The sequence below is a fragment of the Pseudomonas sp. SBT1-2 genome (assembly GCF_028640875.1).
Taxonomy (GTDB): Bacteria; Pseudomonadota; Gammaproteobacteria; order Pseudomonadales; family Pseudomonadaceae; genus Aquipseudomonas; species Aquipseudomonas chlororaphis_I.
In genome coordinates this window covers 208,707-230,551 of the sequence record NZ_JAQZAA010000107.1, presented here as the reverse complement: position 1 = coordinate 230,551, position 21,845 = coordinate 208,707, and the positions used below count along the sequence as shown (strand labels likewise).

Here is a 21,845-nt window from a genome sequence, read left to right as displayed (position 1 = left end):
TATTGAAGACAGTAGAAACACTTGCGGCGTTGGCCACGAACAGGCTTTGCGTCACGATCAAAGGCCTATCCATATAGTAACTTATTTGTTACCTTTAAGGCCGGCGATGATCACAGTCGAGGAATACCAGCAAGAGAACCAGCGCAGCCCCTTCGGTCGCTGGTTCGAAACGCTGGATACCCAGGCAGCCGTCAAGGTTTCCACCGCGCTGCTACGCCTGGAAATGGGCAACACGTCCAACATCAAGTGGTTCGACGGGCTTGGCGAATACCGCATCGATTGGGGCCCGGGCTACAGGATCTACCTGATCCAGGAAGGCCGGCACCTGGTGATCCTGTTTGGCGGTGGCGACAAGTCCAGCCAGCAGGCAGACATCAGGCAGGCAAAAAAACTGATCGCCGAATTCCATCACCGCAAGAAGGCCGAACTGAAAACGAGGTGACACCCATGGCACTGACTCGAAGCTTCAAGCACAGCATTGCCGAACGCGCCGAGCGCGACCCGGCGTTTTCCCAGGCGTTGCTGGACGAGGCTGCTACGCTGTTTCTCAACGGCGAACCGGAGATGTCGCGGATCATTCTGCGCGACCTGATCAACGCCACCGTCGGCTTCGAAGCGCTGGCCCGGGAGACCGCCAAGCCAAGCAAGAGCCTGCATCGCATGCTGTCCGCCAGCGGCAACCCGAGCATGGACAACCTGGCCGCGATCTTTGCCGCCATCCGCGCCAAGCTCGGCGTTGCCATCGAGGTCCGCGCGGTACCGGCTCACTGAGCAACGGTGGCGCTGCGACACCACACCGCACGGCGCCTTTTTACTTATCCACAGCGATCAGGCTAAATACCCCCCTGTTCGCTCAACCTGACGGATCGTCACCATGTCCCGACAACGGCTCGCATTTGCCTGGATCGCCTGCTTCGCAGTGCTGTTCAACATGCTTGCCATGCCGCTTTCGGGAGCCATGCAGCAGACCGATCGAGCACCTGCCGAACAGCTGTTGTGGGGCAGTTTCTGTTCCTCCAGCGGCACCAAGCTGGTGGCGATCTCCCTGGGCAAGCTGGAGCAGCAAGCCCCGCAGAACGACGATCACTCCACCATGCAGCACTGCTGGTGCTGTTCCGGCTCGGCGCCCCTGGTTGCCCTGCCAGGCCATGCGCCGCAGTTGTATTTCGCCCGTTTCGAGTCCAACCGCAGCGTCGCGCCACCCGCGCTGGTCATGCCCACGCCGCGCCAGCAATGGCCGAGCCTCAATCCCCGCGCCTCTCCTCTGGTCTGACTCCACCTCGCAATTGATCTGCGTGTCGAATCGTTCTGGAGAACTGCCATGTTGAAATCCGTACAGGCCTTGCAAGCTCTGCTGCTGGCCGCCCTGCTGTTGCCCGCTGGTTTTGTCGCCGCCCATGAATACAAGGCCGGCGAGCTGCAGATTGCCCACCCCTGGTCGCAGGAGCTGCCGCCCAATGCTCCGACGGTGGCGGCCTATTTCGTCATACACAACACCGGCAAGAATGCCGACCGCCTGCTTGGCGTCGACTCGCCGATCGCGGGCAAGGCCGAGCTGCATGAACACGTGCAGCAGGGCGACCTGATGAAGATGCAGCAGGTGCCCAACGTGGCGATTGCCCCGGGCGATACCGTCACCTTCGCGCCCATGGCCTATCACGTGATGCTGCTGGAGCTCAAAGACCGCAGCCTGCTCGGCGACGGCAAGCGCTTCCCGCTGACCCTGCACTTCGAGAAATCCGGCGACGTCACGGTCGAGGTGGCGGTGCAGAAGCAGGCGCCCGCGGGCACCCAGGAACACATGCACGCCCAGTAAGTACCGGCCGTCATTACCGTGAACTCCCCGCGCTCGCCTGGCACCCGGCGATCCATGCGCACGCCCCTGAAAGTACGGCGCGGCAGCTGGATCAGCCTGTTCGCCATGCTGATGATCTTTATCGGCCCGCTGATTTCCCAGTCGATGCCGATGGATCAGGCCATGCCGATGAACCTGTCCATGTCGATGGACATGGGCGAGCCCGGCTGCCACGGTGACCCCCCACACGGCGCAGAGCACGGCAAGGTCCAGGGCGAACACCATGCGCTCTGGGAAAAGTGCGGTTATTGCAGCCTGCTGTTCAACTGCCCGGCACTGCCTGGCAGCCTGTCGTTCACGGCGCTCGACAGCTCGCCATCCAGCCACTTCCTCACCCCCTCGCCGCGCCTGGGCCATGCCCGGCAGACGGTGTTCCCCGGTGCCCGGACCCGCGCCCCGCCAGTCATTGCGTAAACCCCTCAACCGCACTTCACCCGGCCGACTGTAGAAAAGACAGCCGCAGGCTGCTGGCCGTGTTGTTTACGAAATGATTGATGGAACCTTTATGTCCAGGTTTTCTGCTGACACTCGCCTGTGCTCTGCCCAGGCCTGCGCTACCTTTGCCCTGAACGAACCTCGCGTACGTTTCAGCCATGCCATCGCCGTCCTGTGCGGCGCCCTGCTCACGCCACTGGCCCTGGCGGCCGAACAGCCGGTGGATCACAGCCAGCACGGCGAAGAACTGAGCCCGACGGTGATCACCGCCATCGCCCCCAGCTCGCCGCTGACCGTGGTCACCAACCCCAAGGATCCGCGCCAACCGGTCCCGGCCAGCGATGGCGGCGACTACCTGAAAACCATCCCCGGCTTCGCCCTGGTGCGCAACGGCGGTACCAACGGCGACCCGGTGCTGCGCGGCATGTTCGGCTCGCGCCTGAACATCCTCACCAACGGCAGCATGATGCTCGGCGCCTGCCCTGGCCGCATGGACGCGCCGACCTCCTATATCTCGCCGGAAACCTACGACAAGCTGACGGTGATCAAGGGCCCGCAAACCGTGCTCTGGGGCCCGGGCGCTTCGGCCGGGACCATCCTCTTCGACCGCGAACCGGAAAACTTCGGCGAGCTGGGCACCCGGGTCAACGCCAGCGTCCTGGCCGGCTCCAACGGCCGCTTCGACAAGGTGGTGGATGCCGCCGCCGGCGGGCCGCTGGGCTACGTGCGGGTGATCGGCAACCAGGCCCACTCCGACGACTACAAGGACGGCAACAACGACACCGTGCCGTCGCGCTACGAGAAGTGGAACGGTGACGTCGCCGTCGGCTGGACCCCGGACGCCGACACCCTGCTGGAACTCACCGCCGGCAAGGGCGACGGCGAAGCGCGTTACGCCGGGCGCGGCATGGACGGTTCGCAGTTCAAGCGCGAAAGCCTGGGGCTGCGTTTCGAGCGCTCCAATATCGGCGAGGTACTGGATAAGGTCGAGGCGCAGGTCTACTACAACTATGCCGACCATGTGATGGACAACTACACCCTGCGCACGCCGTCCGGCACCGGGATGATGGCCGGCCCGATGGCCAGCAACGTCGACCGCCGCACCCTCGGCGCGCGGATCAAGGCCACCTGGCGCTGGGCCGACGTGCAGTTGATCAGCGGTATCGATGCGCAGACCAACGAACACCGCCAGCGCAGCGCCATGGGCATCGACACCTACAAGGACCAGCCCCGCACCAAGGACGCCGACTTCCACAACTACGGCGCGTTCGGCGAGCTGACCTGGTACGCCGCCGACCGCGACCGGCTGATCAGCGGCGCCCGGGTGGACCGCGCCTCGGCCAAGGATTACCGCCAGCGCATCGGTTCAGGAATGATGAGCCGGCCCAACCCGACCGCTGGCGATACCCGCGCCGACACCCTGCCCAGCGGTTTCATCCGCTACGAGCATGACCTGGCCGACAGCCCGACCACGGTCTACGCCGGCCTCGGCCACGCGCAACGCTTCCCGGATTACTGGGAGCTGTTCTCGCCGAAAATGGGCCCGGCCGGATCGCTCAACGCCTTCGATTCGATCAAGCCGGAAAAGACCACCCAGCTCGACTTCGGCCTGCAATACAAGACCGCCGAACTGGAAGCCTGGGCCTCCGGCTACATCGGCCAGGTGCGCGACTACATCCTGTTCAACTACCGCCCGGGAATGATGGGCATGACCTCGCAAGCCGAGAACATCGACGCCCGCATCATGGGCGGCGAACTCGGCGCGGCCTACAAGCTGACCGACAACTGGAAGGCCGACGCCACCCTGGCCTATGCCTGGGGCAAGAACAGCAGTGACGGCACGCCATTGCCGCAGATGCCGCCGCTGGACGCGCGTTTCGGCCTGACCTACAGCGAGGACAACTGGAGTGCCGGCGCCCTGTGGCGGGTGGTGGCGGCGCAGAACCGCATCGACGAAAACAAGGGCAACGTGGTCGGCAAGGACTTCGGCAAGAGCGGCGGCTTCGGCGTGTTCTCGCTCAACGGCGCCTATCGGATCAACAAGAACCTGAAGGTCAGCACCGGCGTCGACAACCTGTTCGGCAAGGCTTACGCCGAGCACCTGAACCTGGCCGGCAACGCCGGGTTCGGCTACCCGGCCAATGACCCGCAAGCCATCAACGAACCGGGGCGCACGCTCTGGACCAAGGTGGACCTGAGCTTCTAAACACAACAAGAAATGGAGCCGCTGCCGACAGGCTGCGATAAGGCCGAAGGCCTTCAGCGATCTTGAATACGCTGCGGCCGTTGGGGCCGATCGCAGCCTTCGGCAGCGGCTACAAAGACAATTGCCCATGCGGAGCATTCCCTGATGAGCCAACCCAAAGTGTCTTTCTACAACCTGGCCTGGCGCTGGCATTTCTATGCCGGGCTGTTCGTAGCCCCTTTCATGGTGATGCTGTCCCTGACCGGGATCATCTACCTGTTCAAACCCCAGCTCGACCAACTGATGTATAGCCACCTGCTGCAGGTGCCGGCGGGGCACCACATCCTCAGCGCCGATGCGCAGCTCCAGCGGGTCCAGGCCGCGTATCCCCAGGGCCACGTCAAACAGTACCTGCCGCCGCTCGAAGCCGGGCGCAGTGCGCAGTTCGTGGTGCAGCAGGAAGGTGGCGAACTCAATGTGTTCGTCGACCCTTACCACGGCAACATCCTTGGCGAGCAGGATGCCAAGAACAATCTGCAAGCCATCGCCCGGGCCATTCATGGCGAGCTGATGATCGGCACCCTCGGCGACCGCCTGGTAGAGCTGGCGGCAGGCTGGGGCATCGTCCTGGTGGTGTCCGGGCTGTACCTGTGGTGGCCGCGCGGCAAGTCGTCGGCCGGGGTGTTGTGGCCACGCCTGGGCAGCCGCGGTCGCGTGCTGTGGCGCGACCTGCATGCCGTGGTCGGCTTCTGGGGCGCGGCGTTCCTGCTGCTGATGCTGCTCAGCGGCATGACCTGGACCGGCTTCTGGGGCAAGCAATACGCCGAGCTGTGGAACCGCTTTCCGGCGGCGATGTGGAATGACGTGCCCAAGTCCGACCAGCAGGCTGGCGAACTCAACACCGCCAGCCGCCAGACCGTGCCCTGGGCCATGGAGAACACGCCGATGCCGATGTCCGGCGACCATGCCGAACACATGGCCCACGGCGCCGCGCACGAAGGCCCGGCGGCGCCCGTGATCAGCCTGCAGCAGGTGCAGGACATCGCCACCCAGCGCCAGGTCGAAGCCGGTTACAGCATCACCTTGCCGACCACCGCCAGCGGCGTGTTCACCATCGCCGTGTTCGCCGACGACCCGCGCAACGACGCCACCCTGCATGTCGACCAATACACCGGCAAGGTCCTGGCCGATGTGCGCTGGCAGCAGTACAGCAATGTGGCCCGCGCCACCGAAGTCGGGGTGATGCTGCACGAAGGCAAGATGCTCGGCCCGTTCAACCAGATCGTGGTGCTGCTGATCTGCCTGATGATTCTGCTGAGCGCCGTCAGTGGCCTGGTGATCTGGTGGAAGCGCCGTCCCCAGGGGCGCCTTGGCGTACCGCCGCTGCGCCACGACCTGCCGAAATGGAAAACCGCGATGGCGATCATGCTGGCGCTGGCCGTGGCCTTTCCCCTGGTCGGGGCCTCGCTGGTGGCCGTGTGGCTGCTGGATCGCTTGCTGTTGTCGCGCTGGAACCGCTCGGCTGAATCGGCCTCATCTTCATCATGAATCAGGCGAGATGCGCGGTTTAGAGGGATCTGTAGACTGCTGTCGCTTCAATTTCCGACACGCATAATGTTACTTTATAACACTTTCGTGTAAGATCCCTACCCTCAGCGCCAAGGCTGCGGGTATTCCTTTCGAAGAAGCGATTCAACCGCCCCAATGAACTGCCCCTCAATAAATAAGTACCTTGCGTCCAGCCTCTGCCTGCTGGCCCTGAATCACTCTGCCCAGGCCGACGACGCACCGCTGACGCTGCCCACCGGCACCATCAGCGCGCCCGCCCTCGACGCCCAGGACATCAGCCTGCAAACCCCGACCACCGCCGGCTCGCGCCTGGGCCTGAGCGCCCTGGAAACCCCGGCCAGCACCGAGAGCCTGAGCGGCGAGCGCATTCGCCAGCGTGGCGACCGCAGCGTGCAGGACGCGGTGTCGCGCGGCACCGGGATCAGCCGTACCGGCACACCCGGCGACGGCGGCACTTCGTTGTCGGCCCGTGGTTTTACCGGCCAGGGTTCGGTGATGCAGTTGTATGACGGCAATCGCCTGTACAGCGGCATGGGCACCGTGACCTTCCCGGTGGACACCTGGTCGGTGGAACGGGTGGATGTGCTGCGCGGCCCGGCCTCGGTGCTGTATGGCGAAGGCGCCACCGGCGCGGTGGTCAACGTGATTCCGAAGAAACCCTTCGCCGGCGAAATCGAAAACCACCTGCGCCTCGGCTACGGCTCCTACGACAGCCAGCAGCAGGCCCTCGACAGCGGCGGCTCGCTGAGCGACACCCTGAGCTATCGCCTGAACCTCAACCGCCTGCGCAGCAACGGCTGGATCGATCGCGGCGACAGCGCCAGCGACTTCATCAGCGCGGCGCTGCGCTGGCAGGCCACGGACGACCTGGCCTTCACCCTCGCCCACGACTACGGCGACCAGCAGCCGATGAATTATTTCGGCACCCCGCTGGTCAATGGCCGCTTCCATGAGGGCCTGCGGGACAAGAACTACAACATCGGCAACGACAAGCAGCACTACAACGATCAGTGGACGCGCCTGACCAGCGAGTGGCAGCTCTCCGACAGCGTCAGCGCCAGCAACGAGCTGTATTACCTCAAGGCCCAACGGCGCTGGCAGAACGCCGAAAACTACATCTGGGACACCGCCGGCCAGCAGCTTCTGCGCAGCGGCAACTTCGCCATCAAGCACCAGCAGGAGCAGGTCGGCGATCGCCAGACCTTCACCTTCAAGCACAGCCTGTTCGGCCTCGACAGCCAGACCCTGGCCGGGGTCGATTACAACCGCATCCGCTTCCAGCTCAACAGCAACTCGCCGTTCAACGATGCGCTGCCGGATGGCCAGCCGCTGGATCTGCAACACCCGGACAAGGGCCGTTTCGACAGCGCCTCGGCCTATCGCCCGCAGTTCCAGAGCACCACCAAGCAGATGTCGGCCTTCGCCGAAAACCGTACCCAACTGAGCGAGCGCTGGTCGCTGGTGACCGGCGTGCGCCGCGACTACGTGCAGGTGGATCGCGACAACCTGGTGGACGGCAGCCAGAGCGACAAGACCCTGACCGGCAACAACTGGAAGGTCGGCCTGGTGTTCGCCCTGACGCCGGACACTTCGTTCTACGGCCAGTACGCCACCAGTACCGACGGCGTCGGCGGCCTGATTTCCCTGAGCCCGAGCCAGCAGCAATACGACCTGGCCCGCGCCCGGCAGAGCGAGATCGGCCTCAAGCAGATGTTCTGGGACCAGCGCGGCGAGTGGACCCTGGCGGCCTATCACATCGTCAAGAAGAAGCTGCTGACCGACGACCCGGGCAACCCGACACTCAAGCAACAGGTCGGCCAGCAGTCGTCACGCGGCCTGGAAGCCAGCCTCGACCTGCAACTGCCGCACGCCTGGCAGCTGCAAGCCAACGCCGCCATCGTCAAGGCCCAGTACGACGACTTCGAAGAGCAGGTCGGCAACCGGTTCGTCTCGCGCAGTGGCAATCGCCCGGTGGACGTGCCGCGGCGCACCGCCAACCTGTGGCTGAACAAGGCCGTGACCGATAACCTGCGGGCCGGCGCCGGGGTGCGTTATGTCGATGCCCGTTACGCCGACCTGGCCAACCGCAACGAGCTGCCCAGCTACACCGTGGTCGATGCGGTGCTGTCGTGGAAAGCCCTGCGCAACACCACCTTCGGTTTGCAGCTGAACAATCTGTTCGACCGGCAGTACGCGCAAAGCCAATACAATGAGGGCCAGCAATGGATCCTCGGCGAACCGCGGTCGTTTTTCGTGACCGCCGATTATCAGTTTTGAGCCGATGGCCCCATCGCGGGCAAGCCTCGCTCCTACAGAGCGGGCGGCGATCCGACTTGCCCGCGACGACGCCTGTCGCATCACCCCGTATTCAAGAGCAACCGCATGACCTCGCTGAACCTCACCAACCTGGCCTGGACGCCCCTGGGCCAGGGCCACTGTCATCACCAGTTCCAGCTGCGTGAGGCCAGCCTGCGCGTGGCGCCGGGGGAGTTCGTCGGGCTGATCGGCCCCAACGGCAGCGGCAAGACCAGCCTGCTGCGTTGCAGCTATCGCTTCAGCCGGCCGGACCAGGGCGAAGTCCGGCTCGATCACTACAACGTCTGGAAACAGACGCCGCGCTGGTGCGCGCAACGCATCGCCGTGGTGTTGCAGGAGTTTCCCGAGGCCTTCGGCCTGACCGTCGCAGAAGTGGTCGCCATGGGCCGCACGCCGCACAAGGGCCTGTTCGACGGCGACAGCGCCGCAGACCGCACCATCGCCCGCCAGGCGCTGGAGTCGGTGGGCCTGCTGGGTTTCGAGGCGCATGCCTTCGCTACCTTGTCCGGTGGGGAAAAGCAGCGCGTCATCCTGGCCCGCGCCCTGGCCCAGCAACCGCAACTGCTGATCCTCGACGAGCCGACCAACCACCTCGACCCACGCTACCAGCTGGAGCTGCTGCAACGGGTCAAGCGCCTGGGCATCGGCACCCTCGCCAGCATCCATGACCTGAACCTCGCTGCGGCCTTCTGCGATCGCCTGTATGTGATCGATCACGGGCGCATCGTCGCCAGCGGCACACCGGCCGAAGTGCTGACCCGCGAACTGCTGCAGCAGGTGTTCGGCGTCCAGGCCCTGGTCGACCAACACCCGCTGTCCGGCTACCCACGAATCACCTGGATAACCCAACCATGACCCTGCGCGTCTCACTCAACAGCCTGTTTCGCTCCAGCCTGGCCCTGGCCCTGTCGCTGCTCGCCGGCCAGGCCTGCGCCGAAGCCACCCGTTACCCGCTGACCATCCACAGCTGCAACCGCGAGGTGACCTTCAAGGAAACGCCGAAACACGCCCTGAGCCACGACATCAACATGACCCAGATGATGCTCGCCCTCGGCCTCAAGTCGCGCATGGTCGGCTACAGCGGCATCAGCGGCTGGAAGGCGGTGACGCCCGAGATGCGGACCATCCTCGACGGCCTGCCGGAGCTGGCGGCCAAGTACCCGTCGGTGGAAACCCTGCTCGACGCCAATGTCGATTTCTTCTTCGCCGGCTGGGACTACGGCATGCGCGTCGGCGGCGACCTGACCCCGCAGACCCTGACGCCGCTGGGCATCAATGTGCTGGAGCTGACCGAGTCCTGCGCCTTCGTGATGAAGCGCCCGCCGGCCAGCCTCGACGACACCTACAACGACCTGCGCAACCTGGGGCAGATCTTCGATGTACAGGACCGCGCCAACCAATTGATCGCCGACATGCAGCAACAGGTCGCCGCGATCCAGCAGGACCTGCCCACGGAGAAGCCGCGGGTGTTCCTCTACGACAGCGGCGAAGACCGCGCCATGACCTCCGGCCGCCTGGGCATGCCCCAGGCGCTGATCGACGCCGCTGGCGGGCGCAACATCCTCGACGATGTGGAGGCCAGCTGGACCCGGGTCAACTGGGAAACCGTGGTCGAACGCAACCCGCAGGTGATCGTGATCGTCGACTACAGCGAAATCAGCGCCGAACAGAAGCAGCAGTTCCTGCTCAACAACAAGGCGCTGCAATCGGTGGACGCGATCCGCAACCAGCGCTTCATCGTGATCCCCTACGTGCAGGCCACGCCGGGCATCGATAACGTCGAAGCGGTGCAAACCCTGGCCAAGGGTTTCCACGGCGCATGATCGATCGTCGTTATGCCTTGCTGCTGCTTGCCCTCGGTGCGCTGCTGCTGGCGTCCTGCGTATTGTCCCTGGGTTTCGGCTCGGCGCGGGTGCCGGTGGACGTGGTCTGGCGGATCCTGCTGCACAAGACACTCGGCCTGGGCGAGGTGGACTGGAGCGCCGGGCAGGAACATATCGTCTGGCTGATCCGCGTGCCGCGCATGCTGCTCGGCGCCCTGGTCGGCGCCGGGCTGGCCTTGATCGGCGCAGTGCTGCAAGCGGTGACGCGCAATCCGCTGGCCGACCCGCACCTGCTCGGCGTGACCTCCGGCGCCACCCTGGGCGCGGTGATCGTGGTGCTGCATGTGGGTGAAATCGTCGGCCTGCTGACCCTGCCCATCGCCGCCTTTATCGGTGCCCTGGCGAGCATGTTGCTGGTGCTTGGCATCGCCGCGCGCCATGGCCGGCTCGACAGCGACCGCCTGCTGCTGTGCGGGGTGGCGGTGTCCTTCGTGATGATGGCGGTGGCCAACCTGCTGCTGTTCATGGGCGACCACCGCGCCAGTTCGGCGGTGATGTTCTGGATGCTCGGCGGGCTGGGCCTGGCGCGCTGGGAACTGCTGGCGGTGCCGGCGGCCAGCGTGCTGCTCGGGCTGGTCCTGCTGCTGGGCATGGCGCGGCCGTTGAACGCGCTGATGGCCGGCGAGCAGACCGCGGTGACCCTCGGTTTGAATGCCCGCAACGTGCGGCTGCGGGTGTTCCTGATCGCTTCGCTGATGACTGGGGTGCTGGTGTCCATCAGCGGTTCCATCGGCTTCGTCGGGCTGATGGTGCCGCATATCGCCCGGCGTCTTGTGGGCGCCGAGCATCGTCGGCTGTTGCCGGTGTGCGTGTTGCTGGGCAGCGTGTTCCTGGTCTGGGTCGACGTCGCCGCCCGCACCCTGATCGCCCCCGAAGACCTGCCCATAGGCGTGGCCACGGCGGCCATTGGCGGGTTGTTTTTCATCGGTCTGATGCGCCGCCGCTGAAAAAGCGGTGTGCCTGATGCGCCGCCATCGCGGGCAAGTCGGATCGCCGCCCGCTCGCTCCTGCAGAAGAACAATGCGCACGATTTGGCGAACGCTGCCCTGTAGCCGCTGCCGCAGGCTGCGATCGCGACCGAAGGGCGCGCAAGGTTTCGAGATCGCTGAAGGCCTTCGGCCTTATCGCAGCCTGCGGCAGCGGCTACAAAGGCGGTCGCCACCAGCACCAACGAAGCGCATTCGCCCGCACCAAAGACGCCTGATGGCCCCGCATTGGTGCGCCAGCCCTCTCCCCCTATCCGTAAAAGCGACGTTTTCATGCCCTGTGCCGACTAGGCACACCCCTTGCAAAACAGCCCTTCAGTAGTCCGCATCTGCCAACCAAGAAAACTCATAAGTTCATGGAGATCGCACAATGAAGCGTCGCAGCTTGATCAAGGCTTTCACACTCACGGCAAGCATTGCCGCGATGGGCATGACCTGGACCGTCCAGGCCGCCGAGACCATCAAGGTCGGCATCCTGCATTCGCTGTCGGGGACCATGGCGATCTCCGAAACCTCGCTCAAGGACATGGCGCTGATGACCATTGACGAGATCAACGCCAAGGGCGGCGTCAACGGTAAAAAGCTCGAGGCGGTGGTGGTCGACCCGGCGTCGAACTGGCCGCTGTTCGCCGAGAAAGGCCGGCAGTTGCTGACCCAGGACAAGGTCGCCGTGGTGTTCGGCTGCTGGACCTCGGTGTCGCGCAAGTCGGTGCTGCCGGTGTTCGAGGAACTCAACGGCCTGCTGTTCTACCCGGTGCAATACGAGGGCGAAGAGATGTCGCCGAACGTGTTCTACACCGGCGCGGCGCCTAACCAGCAGGCGATCCCGGCGGTGGAATACCTGATGAGCGAAGACGGCGGCAGCGCCAAGCGCTTCTTCCTGCTCGGCACCGACTATGTCTACCCGCGCACCACCAACAAGATCCTGCGCTCGTTCCTGCATTCCAAAGGCGTGGCCGACAAGGACATCGAAGAGGTCTACACCCCGTTCGGCCACAGCGACTACCAGACCATTGTCGCCAACATCAAGAAATTCTCCGCCGGCGGCAAGACCGCGGTCATCTCCACGGTCAACGGCGACTCCAACGTGCCGTTCTACAAGGAGCTGGCCAACCAGGGCCTGAAAGCCACCGACGTACCGGTGGTGGCCTTCTCCGTGGGCGAGGAAGAACTGCGCGGCATCGACACCAAGCCGCTGGTGGGCAACCTCGCGGCCTGGAACTACTTCGAGTCCGTGGAGAACCCGGTGAACCAGAAGTTCGTCGCCGACTGGAAAGCCTACGCCAAGGCCAAGAAGCTGCCGGGCGCGGATAAAGCCGTGACCAACGACCCGATGGAAGCCACCTACGTCGGCATCCACATGTGGGCCCAGGCGGTGGAGAAAGCCAAGTCCACCGACGTCGACAAAGTCCGCGAAGCCCTGGCCGGCCAGACCTTCGCCGCACCGTCGGGCTACACCCTGACCATGGACAAGACCAACCACCACCTGCACAAGCCGGTGATGATCGGCGAGATCCAGCCGGACGGTCAGTTCAATGTGGTCTGGCAGACCGAAGGCCCGATCCGCGCCCAGCCGTGGAGCCCGTTCATCCCGGGCAACGACAAGAAGCCGGATTACGCGGTGAAGAGCAACTGATCCTGACCTCAGGTCTGACGCCTTCCCTGTAGGAGCGAGCTTGCTCGCGATCGACCGCGAAGCGGTCGCAAGAGCAATCACCGCTGGAGGTCCTGCGGGCCTCATCGCGAGCAAGCTCGCTCCTACAGGTGTCCGGGTGTACCGCGAGGTCATCCGGACCTTTCAAGGACATCGATATGCCCACTGCCCTCTACCGTTTCATTCTCGCCTGCCTGCTGTTGCTGCCCTTGGCCGCCAGGGCCGGCGATGCCGAAGACTTCGTCGCGGCCAACGCCACGCAACAGGCCAGGCTCCTGGAAAGCTGGGCCGCGCAGCCCGACCCGGCGCGCCTCGAACTGCTCGGCGCCTTGCAGCAAGGCCAGCTGACCGTCGATGGGCAAGCCAAGACCTTGCGCCTGAACAATCGCCTGCGGGGCCTGATCGACACCGCCATGGCCAGCCATCAACTGCTCGCCAGCGATGCCAACATCCGTCTGGCCGCCGCGCAGCAGTTGCAGAAAAGCGCCAAGCCGGCGCAGTTGAAATTCCTCGATGCCAGCCTGGCCGCCGAACAGGACCAGGCCGTGCACGACGCCCTGAGCCTGGCCCTGGCCAACCTGCAGCTGGTGGACAGCGACCCGGCCGTGCGCCTGGCCGCGGTACGCCTGCTGGGTGAAACCGGCGACCCGCTGGCCCGCACCCGCCTCGAAGGCCTGCTCGAACCCGGGGTGGAAGCCGATGCCGGGGTGCGCACTGCTGCCGAAACCAGCCTGGCCCAGGTCAAGCGCAAGCTGCTGGTGGGCGAAGTGCTCGGCCAGGCCTTCAGCGGCATGTCCCTGGGCTCGATCCTGCTGCTGGCGGCCCTGGGCCTGGCGATCACCTTCGGCCTGCTCGGGGTGATCAACATGGCTCACGGCGAGATGCTGATGCTCGGCGCCTACTCCACCTACATGGTGCAGTTGCTGTTCCAGCGCTACGCCCCGCAGGCCATCGAGTTCTACCCGCTGATCGCCCTGCCGGTGGCGTTCTTCGTCACCGCCGGCATCGGCATGGCCCTGGAACGCACGGTGATCCGCCACCTCTACGGCCGGCCCCTGGAAACCCTGCTCGCCACCTGGGGCATCAGCCTGATGCTGATCCAGCTGGTGCGCCTGGTGTTCGGCGCGCAGAACGTCGAGGTGTCGAACCCGGCCTGGCTGTCCGGCGGGATCCAGGTGTTGCCCAACCTGGTGCTGCCCTACAACCGCATCGTGATCATCGCCTTCGCGCTGTTTGTCGTCGTCCTCACTTGGCTGCTGCTGAACAAGACCCGCCTGGGCCTGAACGTGCGCGCGGTCACCCAGAACCGCAACATGGCCGCCTGCTGCGGCGTACCGACAGGACGGGTCGACATGCTCGCCTTCGGCCTCGGCTCCGGCATCGCCGGCCTCGGTGGCGTGGCCCTGAGCCAGATCGGCAACGTCGGCCCGGACCTGGGCCAGAGCTACATCATCGACTCGTTCCTGGTGGTGGTGCTCGGCGGCGTCGGCCAGTTGGCCGGTAGCGTGTTCGCCGCATTCGGCTTAGGGGTAGCCAACAAGATTCTCGAACCGCAGATCGGTGCCGTGCTCGGCAAGATCCTGATCCTCGCGCTGATCATTCTGTTTATCCAGAAACGTCCGCAAGGCCTCTTCGCATTGAAAGGACGGGTGATCGACTGATGAATCAACCATTACTCATTACCGCCAGCCAGAAAGCCGGGCCCAAGGTCTCGGTCGCCGTCGGCGCGCTGATCCTGGTGCTGCTGCTGGCCCTGCCGCTGCTCTCGCTGCTGGCGCCGGACAACCCGCTGCACGTCTCGGCCTACACCCTGACCCTGGTGGGCAAGATCCTCTGCTACGCCATAGTCGCCCTGGCCCTGGACCTGGTCTGGGGGTATGCCGGGCTGCTGTCCCTGGGCCATGGCCTGTTCTTCGCCCTCGGCGGCTATGCCATGGGCATGTACCTGATGCGCCAGGCCGCGGGGGACAGCCTGCCGGCGTTCATGACCTTCCTTTCGTGGACCGAGTTGCCCTGGTACTGGAGCGGCACCGGCAGCTTCCTCTGGGCGATGTGCCTGGTGGTGCTGGCGCCGGGCTTGCTGGCGCTGGTGTTCGGTTTCTTCGCCTTCCGCTCGCGGATCAAGGGCGTGTATTTCTCGATCATGACCCAGGCCCTGACCTTCGCCGGCATGCTCCTGTTCTTTCGCAACGAGACCGGCTTTGGCGGCAACAACGGCTTCACCAACTTCCGCACTATCCTCGGCTTCGGCATCACCGAGCCGGGCACCCGCGCGGTGCTGTTCCTGGCCACCGTGCTGTTGCTGGTGGCCAGCCTGTACATCGGCTGGCGCCTGGCCCGGAGCAAGTTCGGCCGGGTGCTGACCGCGCTGCGCGATGCCGAGAACCGCCTGATGTTCTGCGGCTACGACCCGCGCGGCTTCAAGTTGTTCGTCTGGGTGCTGAGCGCGGTGCTCTGCGGCCTGGCCGGCGCCTTGTACGTGCCGCAGGTGGGCATCATCAACCCCAGCGAAATGTCGCCGACCAACTCCATCGAGGCCGCCGTGTGGGTCGCCCTGGGCGGTCGCGGCACGCTGATCGGCCCGCTGCTCGGCGCCGGCGTGGTCAACGGCATGAAGAGCTGGTTCACCGTGGCCTTCCCGGAATACTGGCTGTTCTTCCTCGGCGCGCTGTTTATCGTCGTGACCCTGTACCTGCCTAAAGGTGTAATCGGCCTGCTGAAAAAACGAGGTGAACAATGAGAGTCACTGCGACGGCTGACTTCATGCTTGAGCCCATCCTCGAACCCAATAAGGACGCGGGTAGCAGCCGCGACGCCATCGGCCTCGGCCAGGCCGCCGGCAAGGGCCTGAACACCCGCCACGGCACCATCCTGACCCTGGAAGACATCAGCGTCAGCTTCGACGGTTTCAAGGCGCTCAACGACCTCAACCTGTACATCGGCGTCGGCGAACTGCGCTGCATCATCGGCCCCAACGGCGCGGGCAAGACCACCCTGATGGACGTGATCACCGGCAAGACCCGACCCACCCACGGCAAGGCCTGGTTCGGCGAAACCCTGGACCTGACGCAGATGAGCGAGGTACAGATCGCCCAGGCCGGGATCGGCCGCAAGTTCCAGAAGCCCACGGTGTTCGAGGCCCTGAGCGTGTTCGAAAACCTGGAGCTGGCGCAGAAGACCGACAAGTCGGTGTGGGCCAGCCTGCGGGCGAAACTCTCCGGCGAGCAGAAGGACCGCATCGACGAAGTGCTGGAAACCATTCGCCTGACCGCCTCGGTGGAGCGCCAGGCCGGCCTGCTGTCCCACGGCCAGAAGCAGTTCCTGGAGATCGGCATGCTGCTGATGCAGGACCCGCAACTGCTGCTGCTCGACGAGCCGGTGGCGGGCATGACCGATGCCGAGACCGAGTTCACCGCCGAGCTGTTCAAGCGCCTGGCGGGCAAGCACTCGCTGATGGTGGTGGAGCACGACATGGGCTTCGTCGGCTCGATCGCCGACCACGTCACCGTGCTGCACCAGGGCAGCGTGCTGGCCGAAGGGTCGCTGGAACAGGTGCAGGCCGATGAACGTGTCGTTGAAGTTTATTTGGGCAGATGATCGGCCAGCTTCAAGCCGCAAGCTTCAAGCGGCAAGTGAACAGCAAAGCCACATCCCCCGCCCTTACTTGCAGCTTGAAGCTTGCCGCTTGAAGCCCTACTAACGGAGTTCCAATGCTACAAGTCCAACACCTGCACCAGTACTACGGCGGTAGCCACATCCTGCGGGGCCTGAGCTTCGAGGTGAAGGTCGGCGAGGTCACCTGCCTGCTCGGGCGCAACGGGGTGGGCAAGACCACCCTGCTCAAATGCCTGATGGGCCTGCTGCCGGCCAGGGAAGGCGCGGTGAACTGGGAAGGCCGGGCCATCACCGCCTACAAGCCCCATCAGCGGGTGCATGCCGGCATCGCCTACGTGCCCCAGGGCCGGGAGATCTTCGGCCGCCTGACCGTGGAAGAAAACCTGCTGATGGGTTTGTCGCGTTTCCCCGGCTCCGAAGCCAAGGAAGTGCCGGCCTTTATCTACGAGCTGTTCCCGGTGCTGCTGCAAATGAAGCAGCGGCGCGGCGGCGACCTGTCCGGCGGTCAGCAACAGCAGCTGGCCATCGGCCGCGCCCTGGCCAGCCGGCCACGGCTGTTGATCCTCGACGAGCCCACCGAGGGCATCCAGCCGTCGGTGATCAAGGAGATCGGCGCGGTGATCAAGAAACTCGCGGCACGCGGCGACATGGCGATCCTGCTGGTGGAACAGTTCTACGACTTCGCCGCCGAACTGGCCGATCAGTATCTGGTGATGTCCCGGGGCGAAATCGTCCAGCAGGGCCGCGGTGAAAATATGGAAGCCGAGGGTGTACGCGGACTGGTTACGATCTAACCTGTAACGTCCCGACATTAAGCACGAATCATGAATCTGCCTGCCCACACCGCCCTGTTCACCCCCAGCTGGCATGCCGAGCTGGAACTCGGCTACGCCCGCTTTGGCGACAGCACGCGCCCGGTGCAGCGCCGGCACAAGGGCCCGCTGCGGGTGCAGAAGCATCTGTACGCCGAAGGCCCCGAAGTCTGCCAGCACATCATCGTGCATCCGCCCGGCGGGATTGCCGGCGGCGACCGCCTGCAGATCCGCGCCAGCGTCGAACGCGATGCCTGGGCGCAACTGACCAGCCCCGGTGCCGCCAAGTGGTATCGCGCCACCGCGCCGGCCTATCAGACCCTGGACTTGAGCGTCGCCGCCGGTGCCACCCTGGAATGGCTGCCCCAGGAAACCATCGTGTTCAGCGCCGCCCAGGCCGAGCTGAGCACCCGCATCGAGCTGCAAGGCGACGCCCGGCTGTTCTACTGGGACCTGGTGGCCCTCGGCCGCCCCGCCAGCGACGAACGCTTCGACCTCGGGCATTTCCAGTCGCACCTGGACATCCGCCGCGACGGCCAGTTGCTCTGGCACGAACGCCAGCGCATTGTCGGCGGCGACGGCTTGCTCGACTCACCGATCGGCCTGGACGGCCAGCCGGTCTTCGCCACCTTGCTGGCCACCGGCGAGATCGACAGCCCGTTGCTGGAACGCTGCCGCGCACTGCCTCATGCCGTGCGCGGCGACCTGACGCAACTGCCCGGCCTGTTGGTGGCCCGCTGCCTGGCCAGCGAAGCGCTGCTGGCCCGCGCCTGGCTGATCGACCTGTGGCGCCTGCTGCGCCCCGCCCTGCTGGGCCGCGAGGCGCTGCCGCCGAGGATCTGGAGCACATGAATATCCATGTCCCTGTAGAAGCGAGCTTGCTCGCGAAAAACGCCAAGTCACCGCGCTCCTTCAGGCAGTACGCATTATCGCTAACACTTTTCGCGAGCAAGCTCGCTCCTACAACAACGGATTTCCAACGATGGACCTGACCCCACGCGAAAAAGACAAACTGCTGATCTTCACCGCCGGCCTGGTGGCCGAACGACGCCTGGCCCGGGGGGTGAAGCTCAATTATCCGGAAGCCATGGCCTACATTTCCGCGGCGCTGCTCGAAGGCGCCCGCGACGGCCAGACCGTGGCCGAGCTGATGCACTACGGCACCACCCTGCTGACCCGCGAACAAGTGATGGAAGGCATCCCGGAGATGATTCCGGAAATCCAGGTGGAAGCGACCTTCCCCGACGGCACCAAGCTGGTCACCGTCCATCAACCGATCGCCTGAGGCCACGCCATGACGTATTCCATCCGCGATGCCGTGCATGCCGACCTGCCGGCGATCCGCGATATCTATAACGACGCCGTGCTTAACACCACGGCGATCTGGAACGAGCAGGCCGTGGACCTGGGCAATCGCCAGGCCTGGTTCAGCGCCCGCCAGGCCCAGGGTTATCCGGTGCTGGTGGCGGTCGACGCCGACGACAGCGTGCTCGGTTATGCCTCGTTCGGCGACTGGCGGCCCTTCGACGGCTTCCGCCATACCGTCGAGCACTCGGTCTATGTGCGCAACGACCAGCGCGGCAACGGCCTCGGCCCGCGCCTGATGCAAGCGCTGATCGAACGCGCCAGGACCTGCGACAAGCACGTGATGGTCGCGGCCATCGAAAGCGGCAATGCCGCCTCGATCCGCCTGCACGAACGCCTGGGCTTCGTCACCACCGGACAGATGCCGCAAGTGGGCACCAAGTTCGGGCGCTGGCTGGACCTGACGTTCATGCAGCTGACCCTCGATCCGGGGGCGCTACCGCCCACTATCCACAAGGAGTGATACCCGATGAACGCTGCCCAACTGCGTCGAGTCCATGCGGAGAGCTTTGCCCACTATCGCCAGGGGTTGATTGATCTGTTGTTCGACGCCGTGGGCCACGGCGCCTCGGTGGGTTTCATGGCCGACCTCGACGAGGAACAGGCCCGCGCCTACGTCAACAGCGTCCAGGCCAGCGTGGCCGACGGCAGCCTGTTGCTGTGGGTGGTGGTGCAGGACGAGCGAGTCCTGGCCAGCGTGCAACTGACGCTGTGCCAGAAACCCAACGGCCTCAATCGCGCCGAAGTGCAGAAGCTCCAGGTGCGCCACGACGCCCGCCGCCGTGGCCTGGGCCAGCAATTGATGCACGCCGTGGAGCTCGCGGCGCGCCAGCACAAGCGCGGCCTGCTGTACCTGGACACCCAGGCTGGCTCGGACGCCGAAGCCTTCTACAGCGCCCTCGGCTACACCCGCGTCGGCGAACTGCCGAACTACTGCCAAAGCCCGGACGGCACCTACAGCCCGACCGCCATTTACTTCAAGACTCTGGGGCAACCCGTATGATTCCAGGCCAATACCAGATCCAGCCCGGCGACATCGAACTCAACGCCGGCCGCCGCACCCTCAGCCTGAGCGTCGCCAACAGCGGCGACCGGCCGATCCAGGTGGGCTCGCACTATCACTTTTTCGAAACCAACGACGCCCTGACCTTCGACCGCGCCGCCAGCCGAGGCATGCGCCTGAACATCCCGGCCGGCACCGCCGTGCGCTTCGAGCCGGGGCAGACCCGCGAGGTGGAACTGGTGGACCTGGCCGGGCATCGCCGGGTGTTCGGTTTTGCCGGGCGGGTCATGGGCGACCTTTGAGGTGCATTGCCTGTTCTGACGCCATCGCGGGCAAGCCTCGCTCCTACAAGGGAATGCAATCAAATGTAGGAGCGAGGCTTGCCCGCGAATAGCGAGCTACGCGAGCGGTCTCAAATCCAATTGAATCCCAAGGCAAGCACATGAAGATTTCAAGACAAGCCTACGCCGACATGTTCGGCCCCACCGTCGGCGACAAGGTACGCCTGGCCGATACCGAGCTGTGGATCGAAGTCGAGAAGGACTTCACCACCTACGGCGAAGAAGTGAAGTTCGGCGGCGGCAAGGTGATCCGTGACGGCATGGGCCAGGGCCAACTGCTGGCGGCCGAAGTGGTCGACACCCTGATCACCAACGCGCTGATCATCGATCACTGGGGCATCGTCAAGGCCGACGTCGGCCTCAAGGACGGGCGCATCGCCGCCATCGGCAAGGCCGGCAACCCGGATATCCAGCCCGACGTGACCATCGCCGTCGGCGCCAGCACCGAAGTCATCGCCGGCGAGGGCATGATCCTCACCGCCGGCGGCATCGACACCCATATCCACTTCATCTGCCCGCAGCAGATCGAAGAGGCGCTGATGAGCGGCGTCACCACCATGATCGGCGGCGGCACCGGGCCGGCCACCGGCACCAACGCCACCACCTGCACCTCCGGGCCCTGGCATATGGCGCGCATGCTCCAGGCGGCGGACTCGTTCCCGATGAACATCGGCTTCACCGGCAAGGGCAACGCCAGCCTGCCGGAGCCTCTGATCGAGCAGGTCAAGGCCGGGGCCATCGGCCTCAAGCTCCACGAAGATTGGGGCACCACCCCGGCCAGCATCGACAACTGCCTGAGCGTCGCCGACCAGTACGACGTGCAGGTGGCGATCCACACCGACACCCTCAACGAGTCGGGCTTCGTCGAGACCACCCTCGGCGCCTTCAAGGGCCGCACCATCCACACCTATCACACCGAAGGCGCCGGCGGCGGCCACGCCCCGGACATCATCAAGGCCTGCGGCTTCCCCAATGTGCTGCCGAGCTCGACCAACCCGACCCGGCCATTCACCCGCAACACCATCGACGAACACCTGGACATGTTGATGGTCTGCCACCACCTCGACCCGAGCATCGCCGAGGACGTGGCCTTCGCCGAAAGCCGCATCCGCCGCGAAACCATCGCCGCCGAAGACATCCTCCACGACCTGGGCGCCTTCTCGATGATCAGCTCCGACAGCCAGGCCATGGGCCGGGTCGGCGAGGTCATCACCCGCACCTGGCAGACCGCCGACAAGATGCACCGCCAGCGCGGCCCGCTGCCGGGCGACGGTGCCGGCAACAGCAACTTCCGGGTCAAGCGCTACATCGCCAAATACACCATCAATCCGGCGATCACCCACGGCATCAGCCACGAAGTGGGCTCCATCGAAATCGGCAAATGGGCCGACCTGGTGCTCTGGCGTCCGGCGTTCTTCGGAGTCAAGCCGACGCTGATCCTCAAGGGCGGGGCCATCGCCGCCAGCCTGATGGGCGACGCCAACGCCTCGATCCCGACCCCGCAGCCGGTGCATTACCGGCCGATGTTCGCCAGTTACGGCGGCAGTCGGCACGCCACCAGCCTGACCTTTATCAGCCAGGCCGCGCTGGAGGCCGGGGTGCCGCAGCAACTGGGGCTGAAAAAGCAGATCGCGGTGGTCAAGGGCTGCCGCGACGTGCAAAAGACCGACCTGATCCACAACGACTACCTGCCGGATATCGAGGTCGACCCGCAGACCTATCAGGTCAAGGCCGACGGTGTGCTGCTGTGGTGCGAGCCGGCGGACGTGTTGCCGATGGCCCAGCGCTACTTTCTGTTCTAGAAACCTGGATCCAACGGGCGCCCA

22 protein-coding genes are annotated in these 21,845 nt (G+C 65.1%); all 22 read left to right on the top strand.

From position 1 onward, the window contains the following. Positions 1-106: 106 nt before the first annotated feature. The 22 genes from PVZ78_RS23560 (at position 107) to ureC (ending at position 21,821) form a co-directional block, all read left to right on the top strand. On the top strand, positions 107-442 hold the full coding sequence (locus PVZ78_RS23560; RefSeq protein ID WP_009046759.1) for a type II toxin-antitoxin system RelE/ParE family toxin: 336 nt from the start codon (positions 107-109) through the stop codon (positions 440-442). A gap of 5 nt (positions 443-447) precedes the next feature. Next, positions 448-771: a helix-turn-helix domain-containing transcriptional regulator gene (locus PVZ78_RS23555; protein WP_009046758.1), complete on the top strand. Its 324-nt coding sequence runs from the start codon at positions 448-450 to the stop codon at positions 769-771. Positions 772-874: 103 nt separating this feature from the next. Further along, positions 875-1,273, top strand: coding sequence for a DUF2946 domain-containing protein (locus PVZ78_RS23550; protein ID WP_007932873.1), 399 nt, complete (start codon positions 875-877; stop codon positions 1,271-1,273). Positions 1,274-1,321: 48 nt separating this feature from the next. Next, positions 1,322-1,816, top strand: a complete 495-nt coding sequence (locus PVZ78_RS23545; RefSeq protein WP_016703762.1) for a copper chaperone PCu(A)C — start codon at positions 1,322-1,324, stop codon at positions 1,814-1,816. Between the two features lie 54 nt (positions 1,817-1,870). Continuing rightward, positions 1,871-2,269: a DUF2946 domain-containing protein gene (locus PVZ78_RS23540; RefSeq protein WP_273829336.1), complete on the top strand. Its 399-nt coding sequence runs from the start codon at positions 1,871-1,873 to the stop codon at positions 2,267-2,269. Positions 2,270-2,360: 91 nt separating this feature from the next. Further along, positions 2,361-4,496 carry a TonB-dependent copper receptor gene (locus tag PVZ78_RS23535; protein WP_009046754.1) on the top strand — a complete coding sequence of 712 codons (2,136 nt, stop codon included), beginning with the start codon at positions 2,361-2,363 and terminating at the stop codon, positions 4,494-4,496. A 144-nt stretch (positions 4,497-4,640) separates the two neighbouring features. Beyond that, positions 4,641-6,023 (top strand): PepSY-associated TM helix domain-containing protein, encoded by a 1,383-nt coding sequence (locus PVZ78_RS23530; protein ID WP_273829335.1) that lies wholly within the window; start codon positions 4,641-4,643, stop codon positions 6,021-6,023. Between the two features lie 156 nt (positions 6,024-6,179). Beyond that, positions 6,180-8,321 (top strand): TonB-dependent receptor, encoded by a 2,142-nt coding sequence (locus PVZ78_RS23525; RefSeq protein WP_273829334.1) that lies wholly within the window; start codon positions 6,180-6,182, stop codon positions 8,319-8,321. Between the two features lie 105 nt (positions 8,322-8,426). Beyond that, entirely contained in the window at positions 8,427-9,215 is a 789-nt protein-coding gene (locus tag PVZ78_RS23520) for an ABC transporter ATP-binding protein (RefSeq protein WP_038582453.1), read from the top strand. Continuing rightward, positions 9,212-10,183 carry an ABC transporter substrate-binding protein gene (locus PVZ78_RS23515; protein ID WP_273829333.1) on the top strand — a complete coding sequence of 324 codons (972 nt, stop codon included), beginning with the start codon at positions 9,212-9,214 and terminating at the stop codon, positions 10,181-10,183. The genes PVZ78_RS23520 and PVZ78_RS23515 overlap by 4 nt, the downstream gene beginning before the upstream one ends. Then, complete coding sequence (locus PVZ78_RS23510) at positions 10,180-11,190, top strand: FecCD family ABC transporter permease (RefSeq protein ID WP_009046749.1); 1,011 nt, start codon at positions 10,180-10,182, stop codon at positions 11,188-11,190. The genes PVZ78_RS23515 and PVZ78_RS23510 overlap by 4 nt, the downstream gene beginning before the upstream one ends. A gap of 409 nt (positions 11,191-11,599) precedes the next feature. Beyond that, positions 11,600-12,865 carry an urea ABC transporter substrate-binding protein gene (gene urtA / locus PVZ78_RS23505; RefSeq protein ID WP_009046748.1) on the top strand — a complete coding sequence of 422 codons (1,266 nt, stop codon included), beginning with the start codon at positions 11,600-11,602 and terminating at the stop codon, positions 12,863-12,865. Positions 12,866-13,041: 176 nt separating this feature from the next. Beyond that, the gene (gene urtB, locus PVZ78_RS23500; protein WP_016703754.1) at positions 13,042-14,544 is read left to right on the top strand and encodes an urea ABC transporter permease subunit UrtB; all 1,503 of its coding nucleotides are present in this window, start codon (positions 13,042-13,044) and stop codon (positions 14,542-14,544) included. Beyond that, positions 14,544-15,623: an urea ABC transporter permease subunit UrtC gene (urtC, locus tag PVZ78_RS23495; protein ID WP_273829332.1), complete on the top strand. Its 1,080-nt coding sequence runs from the start codon at positions 14,544-14,546 to the stop codon at positions 15,621-15,623. The genes urtB and urtC overlap by 1 nt, the downstream gene beginning before the upstream one ends. Next, positions 15,620-16,480 (top strand): urea ABC transporter ATP-binding protein UrtD, encoded by an 861-nt coding sequence (gene urtD / locus PVZ78_RS23490; protein ID WP_028683714.1) that lies wholly within the window; start codon positions 15,620-15,622, stop codon positions 16,478-16,480. Before urtC ends, urtD begins: the two co-directional genes overlap by 4 nt. Positions 16,481-16,593: 113 nt before the next feature. Beyond that, positions 16,594-17,292, top strand: coding sequence for an urea ABC transporter ATP-binding subunit UrtE (gene urtE / locus PVZ78_RS23485; RefSeq protein WP_273829331.1), 699 nt, complete (start codon positions 16,594-16,596; stop codon positions 17,290-17,292). A gap of 30 nt (positions 17,293-17,322) precedes the next feature. Next, on the top strand, positions 17,323-18,162 hold the full coding sequence (locus PVZ78_RS23480) for an urease accessory protein UreD (RefSeq protein ID WP_103331462.1): 840 nt from the start codon (positions 17,323-17,325) through the stop codon (positions 18,160-18,162). Positions 18,163-18,292: 130 nt separating this feature from the next. Continuing rightward, on the top strand, positions 18,293-18,595 hold the full coding sequence (ureA, locus tag PVZ78_RS23475; RefSeq protein ID WP_007927275.1) for an urease subunit gamma: 303 nt from the start codon (positions 18,293-18,295) through the stop codon (positions 18,593-18,595). A 9-nt stretch (positions 18,596-18,604) separates the two neighbouring features. Beyond that, positions 18,605-19,138 (top strand): GNAT family N-acetyltransferase, encoded by a 534-nt coding sequence (locus PVZ78_RS23470; protein WP_009046742.1) that lies wholly within the window; start codon positions 18,605-18,607, stop codon positions 19,136-19,138. Between the two features lie 6 nt (positions 19,139-19,144). Further along, the gene (locus tag PVZ78_RS23465) at positions 19,145-19,678 is read left to right on the top strand and encodes a GNAT family N-acetyltransferase (protein WP_273829330.1); all 534 of its coding nucleotides are present in this window, start codon (positions 19,145-19,147) and stop codon (positions 19,676-19,678) included. Next, on the top strand, positions 19,675-19,980 hold the full coding sequence (locus PVZ78_RS23460; protein ID WP_009046740.1) for an urease subunit beta: 306 nt from the start codon (positions 19,675-19,677) through the stop codon (positions 19,978-19,980). Before PVZ78_RS23465 ends, PVZ78_RS23460 begins: the two co-directional genes overlap by 4 nt. 140 nt (positions 19,981-20,120) lie before the next feature. Continuing rightward, complete coding sequence (ureC, locus tag PVZ78_RS23455; protein ID WP_009046739.1) at positions 20,121-21,821, top strand: urease subunit alpha; 1,701 nt, start codon at positions 20,121-20,123, stop codon at positions 21,819-21,821. The last annotated feature ends 24 nt before the right edge of the window (positions 21,822-21,845 follow it).

Coding starts and splice junctions, on each gene's coding strand:
- PVZ78_RS23515 (WP_273829333.1), top strand. CDS start 9,212: ATGACCCTGCGCGTCTCACTCAACAGCCTGTTTCGCTCCAGCCTGGCC.
- urtE (WP_273829331.1), top strand. CDS start 16,594: ATGCTACAAGTCCAACACCTGCACCAGTACTACGGCGGTAGCCACATC.
- urtB (WP_016703754.1), top strand. CDS start 13,042: ATGCCCACTGCCCTCTACCGTTTCATTCTCGCCTGCCTGCTGTTGCTG.
- urtD (WP_028683714.1), top strand. CDS start 15,620: ATGAGAGTCACTGCGACGGCTGACTTCATGCTTGAGCCCATCCTCGAA.
- PVZ78_RS23540 (WP_273829336.1), top strand. CDS start 1,871: ATGCGCACGCCCCTGAAAGTACGGCGCGGCAGCTGGATCAGCCTGTTC.
- PVZ78_RS23520 (WP_038582453.1), top strand. CDS start 8,427: ATGACCTCGCTGAACCTCACCAACCTGGCCTGGACGCCCCTGGGCCAG.
- PVZ78_RS23510 (WP_009046749.1), top strand. CDS start 10,180: ATGATCGATCGTCGTTATGCCTTGCTGCTGCTTGCCCTCGGTGCGCTG.
- PVZ78_RS23480 (WP_103331462.1), top strand. CDS start 17,323: ATGAATCTGCCTGCCCACACCGCCCTGTTCACCCCCAGCTGGCATGCC.
- PVZ78_RS23525 (WP_273829334.1), top strand. CDS start 6,180: ATGAACTGCCCCTCAATAAATAAGTACCTTGCGTCCAGCCTCTGCCTG.
- PVZ78_RS23465 (WP_273829330.1), top strand. CDS start 19,145: ATGAACGCTGCCCAACTGCGTCGAGTCCATGCGGAGAGCTTTGCCCAC.
- PVZ78_RS23560 (WP_009046759.1), top strand. CDS start 107: ATGATCACAGTCGAGGAATACCAGCAAGAGAACCAGCGCAGCCCCTTC.
- ureA (WP_007927275.1), top strand. CDS start 18,293: ATGGACCTGACCCCACGCGAAAAAGACAAACTGCTGATCTTCACCGCC.
- PVZ78_RS23555 (WP_009046758.1), top strand. CDS start 448: ATGGCACTGACTCGAAGCTTCAAGCACAGCATTGCCGAACGCGCCGAG.
- PVZ78_RS23460 (WP_009046740.1), top strand. CDS start 19,675: ATGATTCCAGGCCAATACCAGATCCAGCCCGGCGACATCGAACTCAAC.
- ureC (WP_009046739.1), top strand. CDS start 20,121: ATGAAGATTTCAAGACAAGCCTACGCCGACATGTTCGGCCCCACCGTC.
- PVZ78_RS23470 (WP_009046742.1), top strand. CDS start 18,605: ATGACGTATTCCATCCGCGATGCCGTGCATGCCGACCTGCCGGCGATC.
- PVZ78_RS23535 (WP_009046754.1), top strand. CDS start 2,361: ATGTCCAGGTTTTCTGCTGACACTCGCCTGTGCTCTGCCCAGGCCTGC.
- PVZ78_RS23550 (WP_007932873.1), top strand. CDS start 875: ATGTCCCGACAACGGCTCGCATTTGCCTGGATCGCCTGCTTCGCAGTG.
- PVZ78_RS23530 (WP_273829335.1), top strand. CDS start 4,641: ATGAGCCAACCCAAAGTGTCTTTCTACAACCTGGCCTGGCGCTGGCAT.
- urtC (WP_273829332.1), top strand. CDS start 14,544: ATGAATCAACCATTACTCATTACCGCCAGCCAGAAAGCCGGGCCCAAG.
- urtA (WP_009046748.1), top strand. CDS start 11,600: ATGAAGCGTCGCAGCTTGATCAAGGCTTTCACACTCACGGCAAGCATT.
- PVZ78_RS23545 (WP_016703762.1), top strand. CDS start 1,322: ATGTTGAAATCCGTACAGGCCTTGCAAGCTCTGCTGCTGGCCGCCCTG.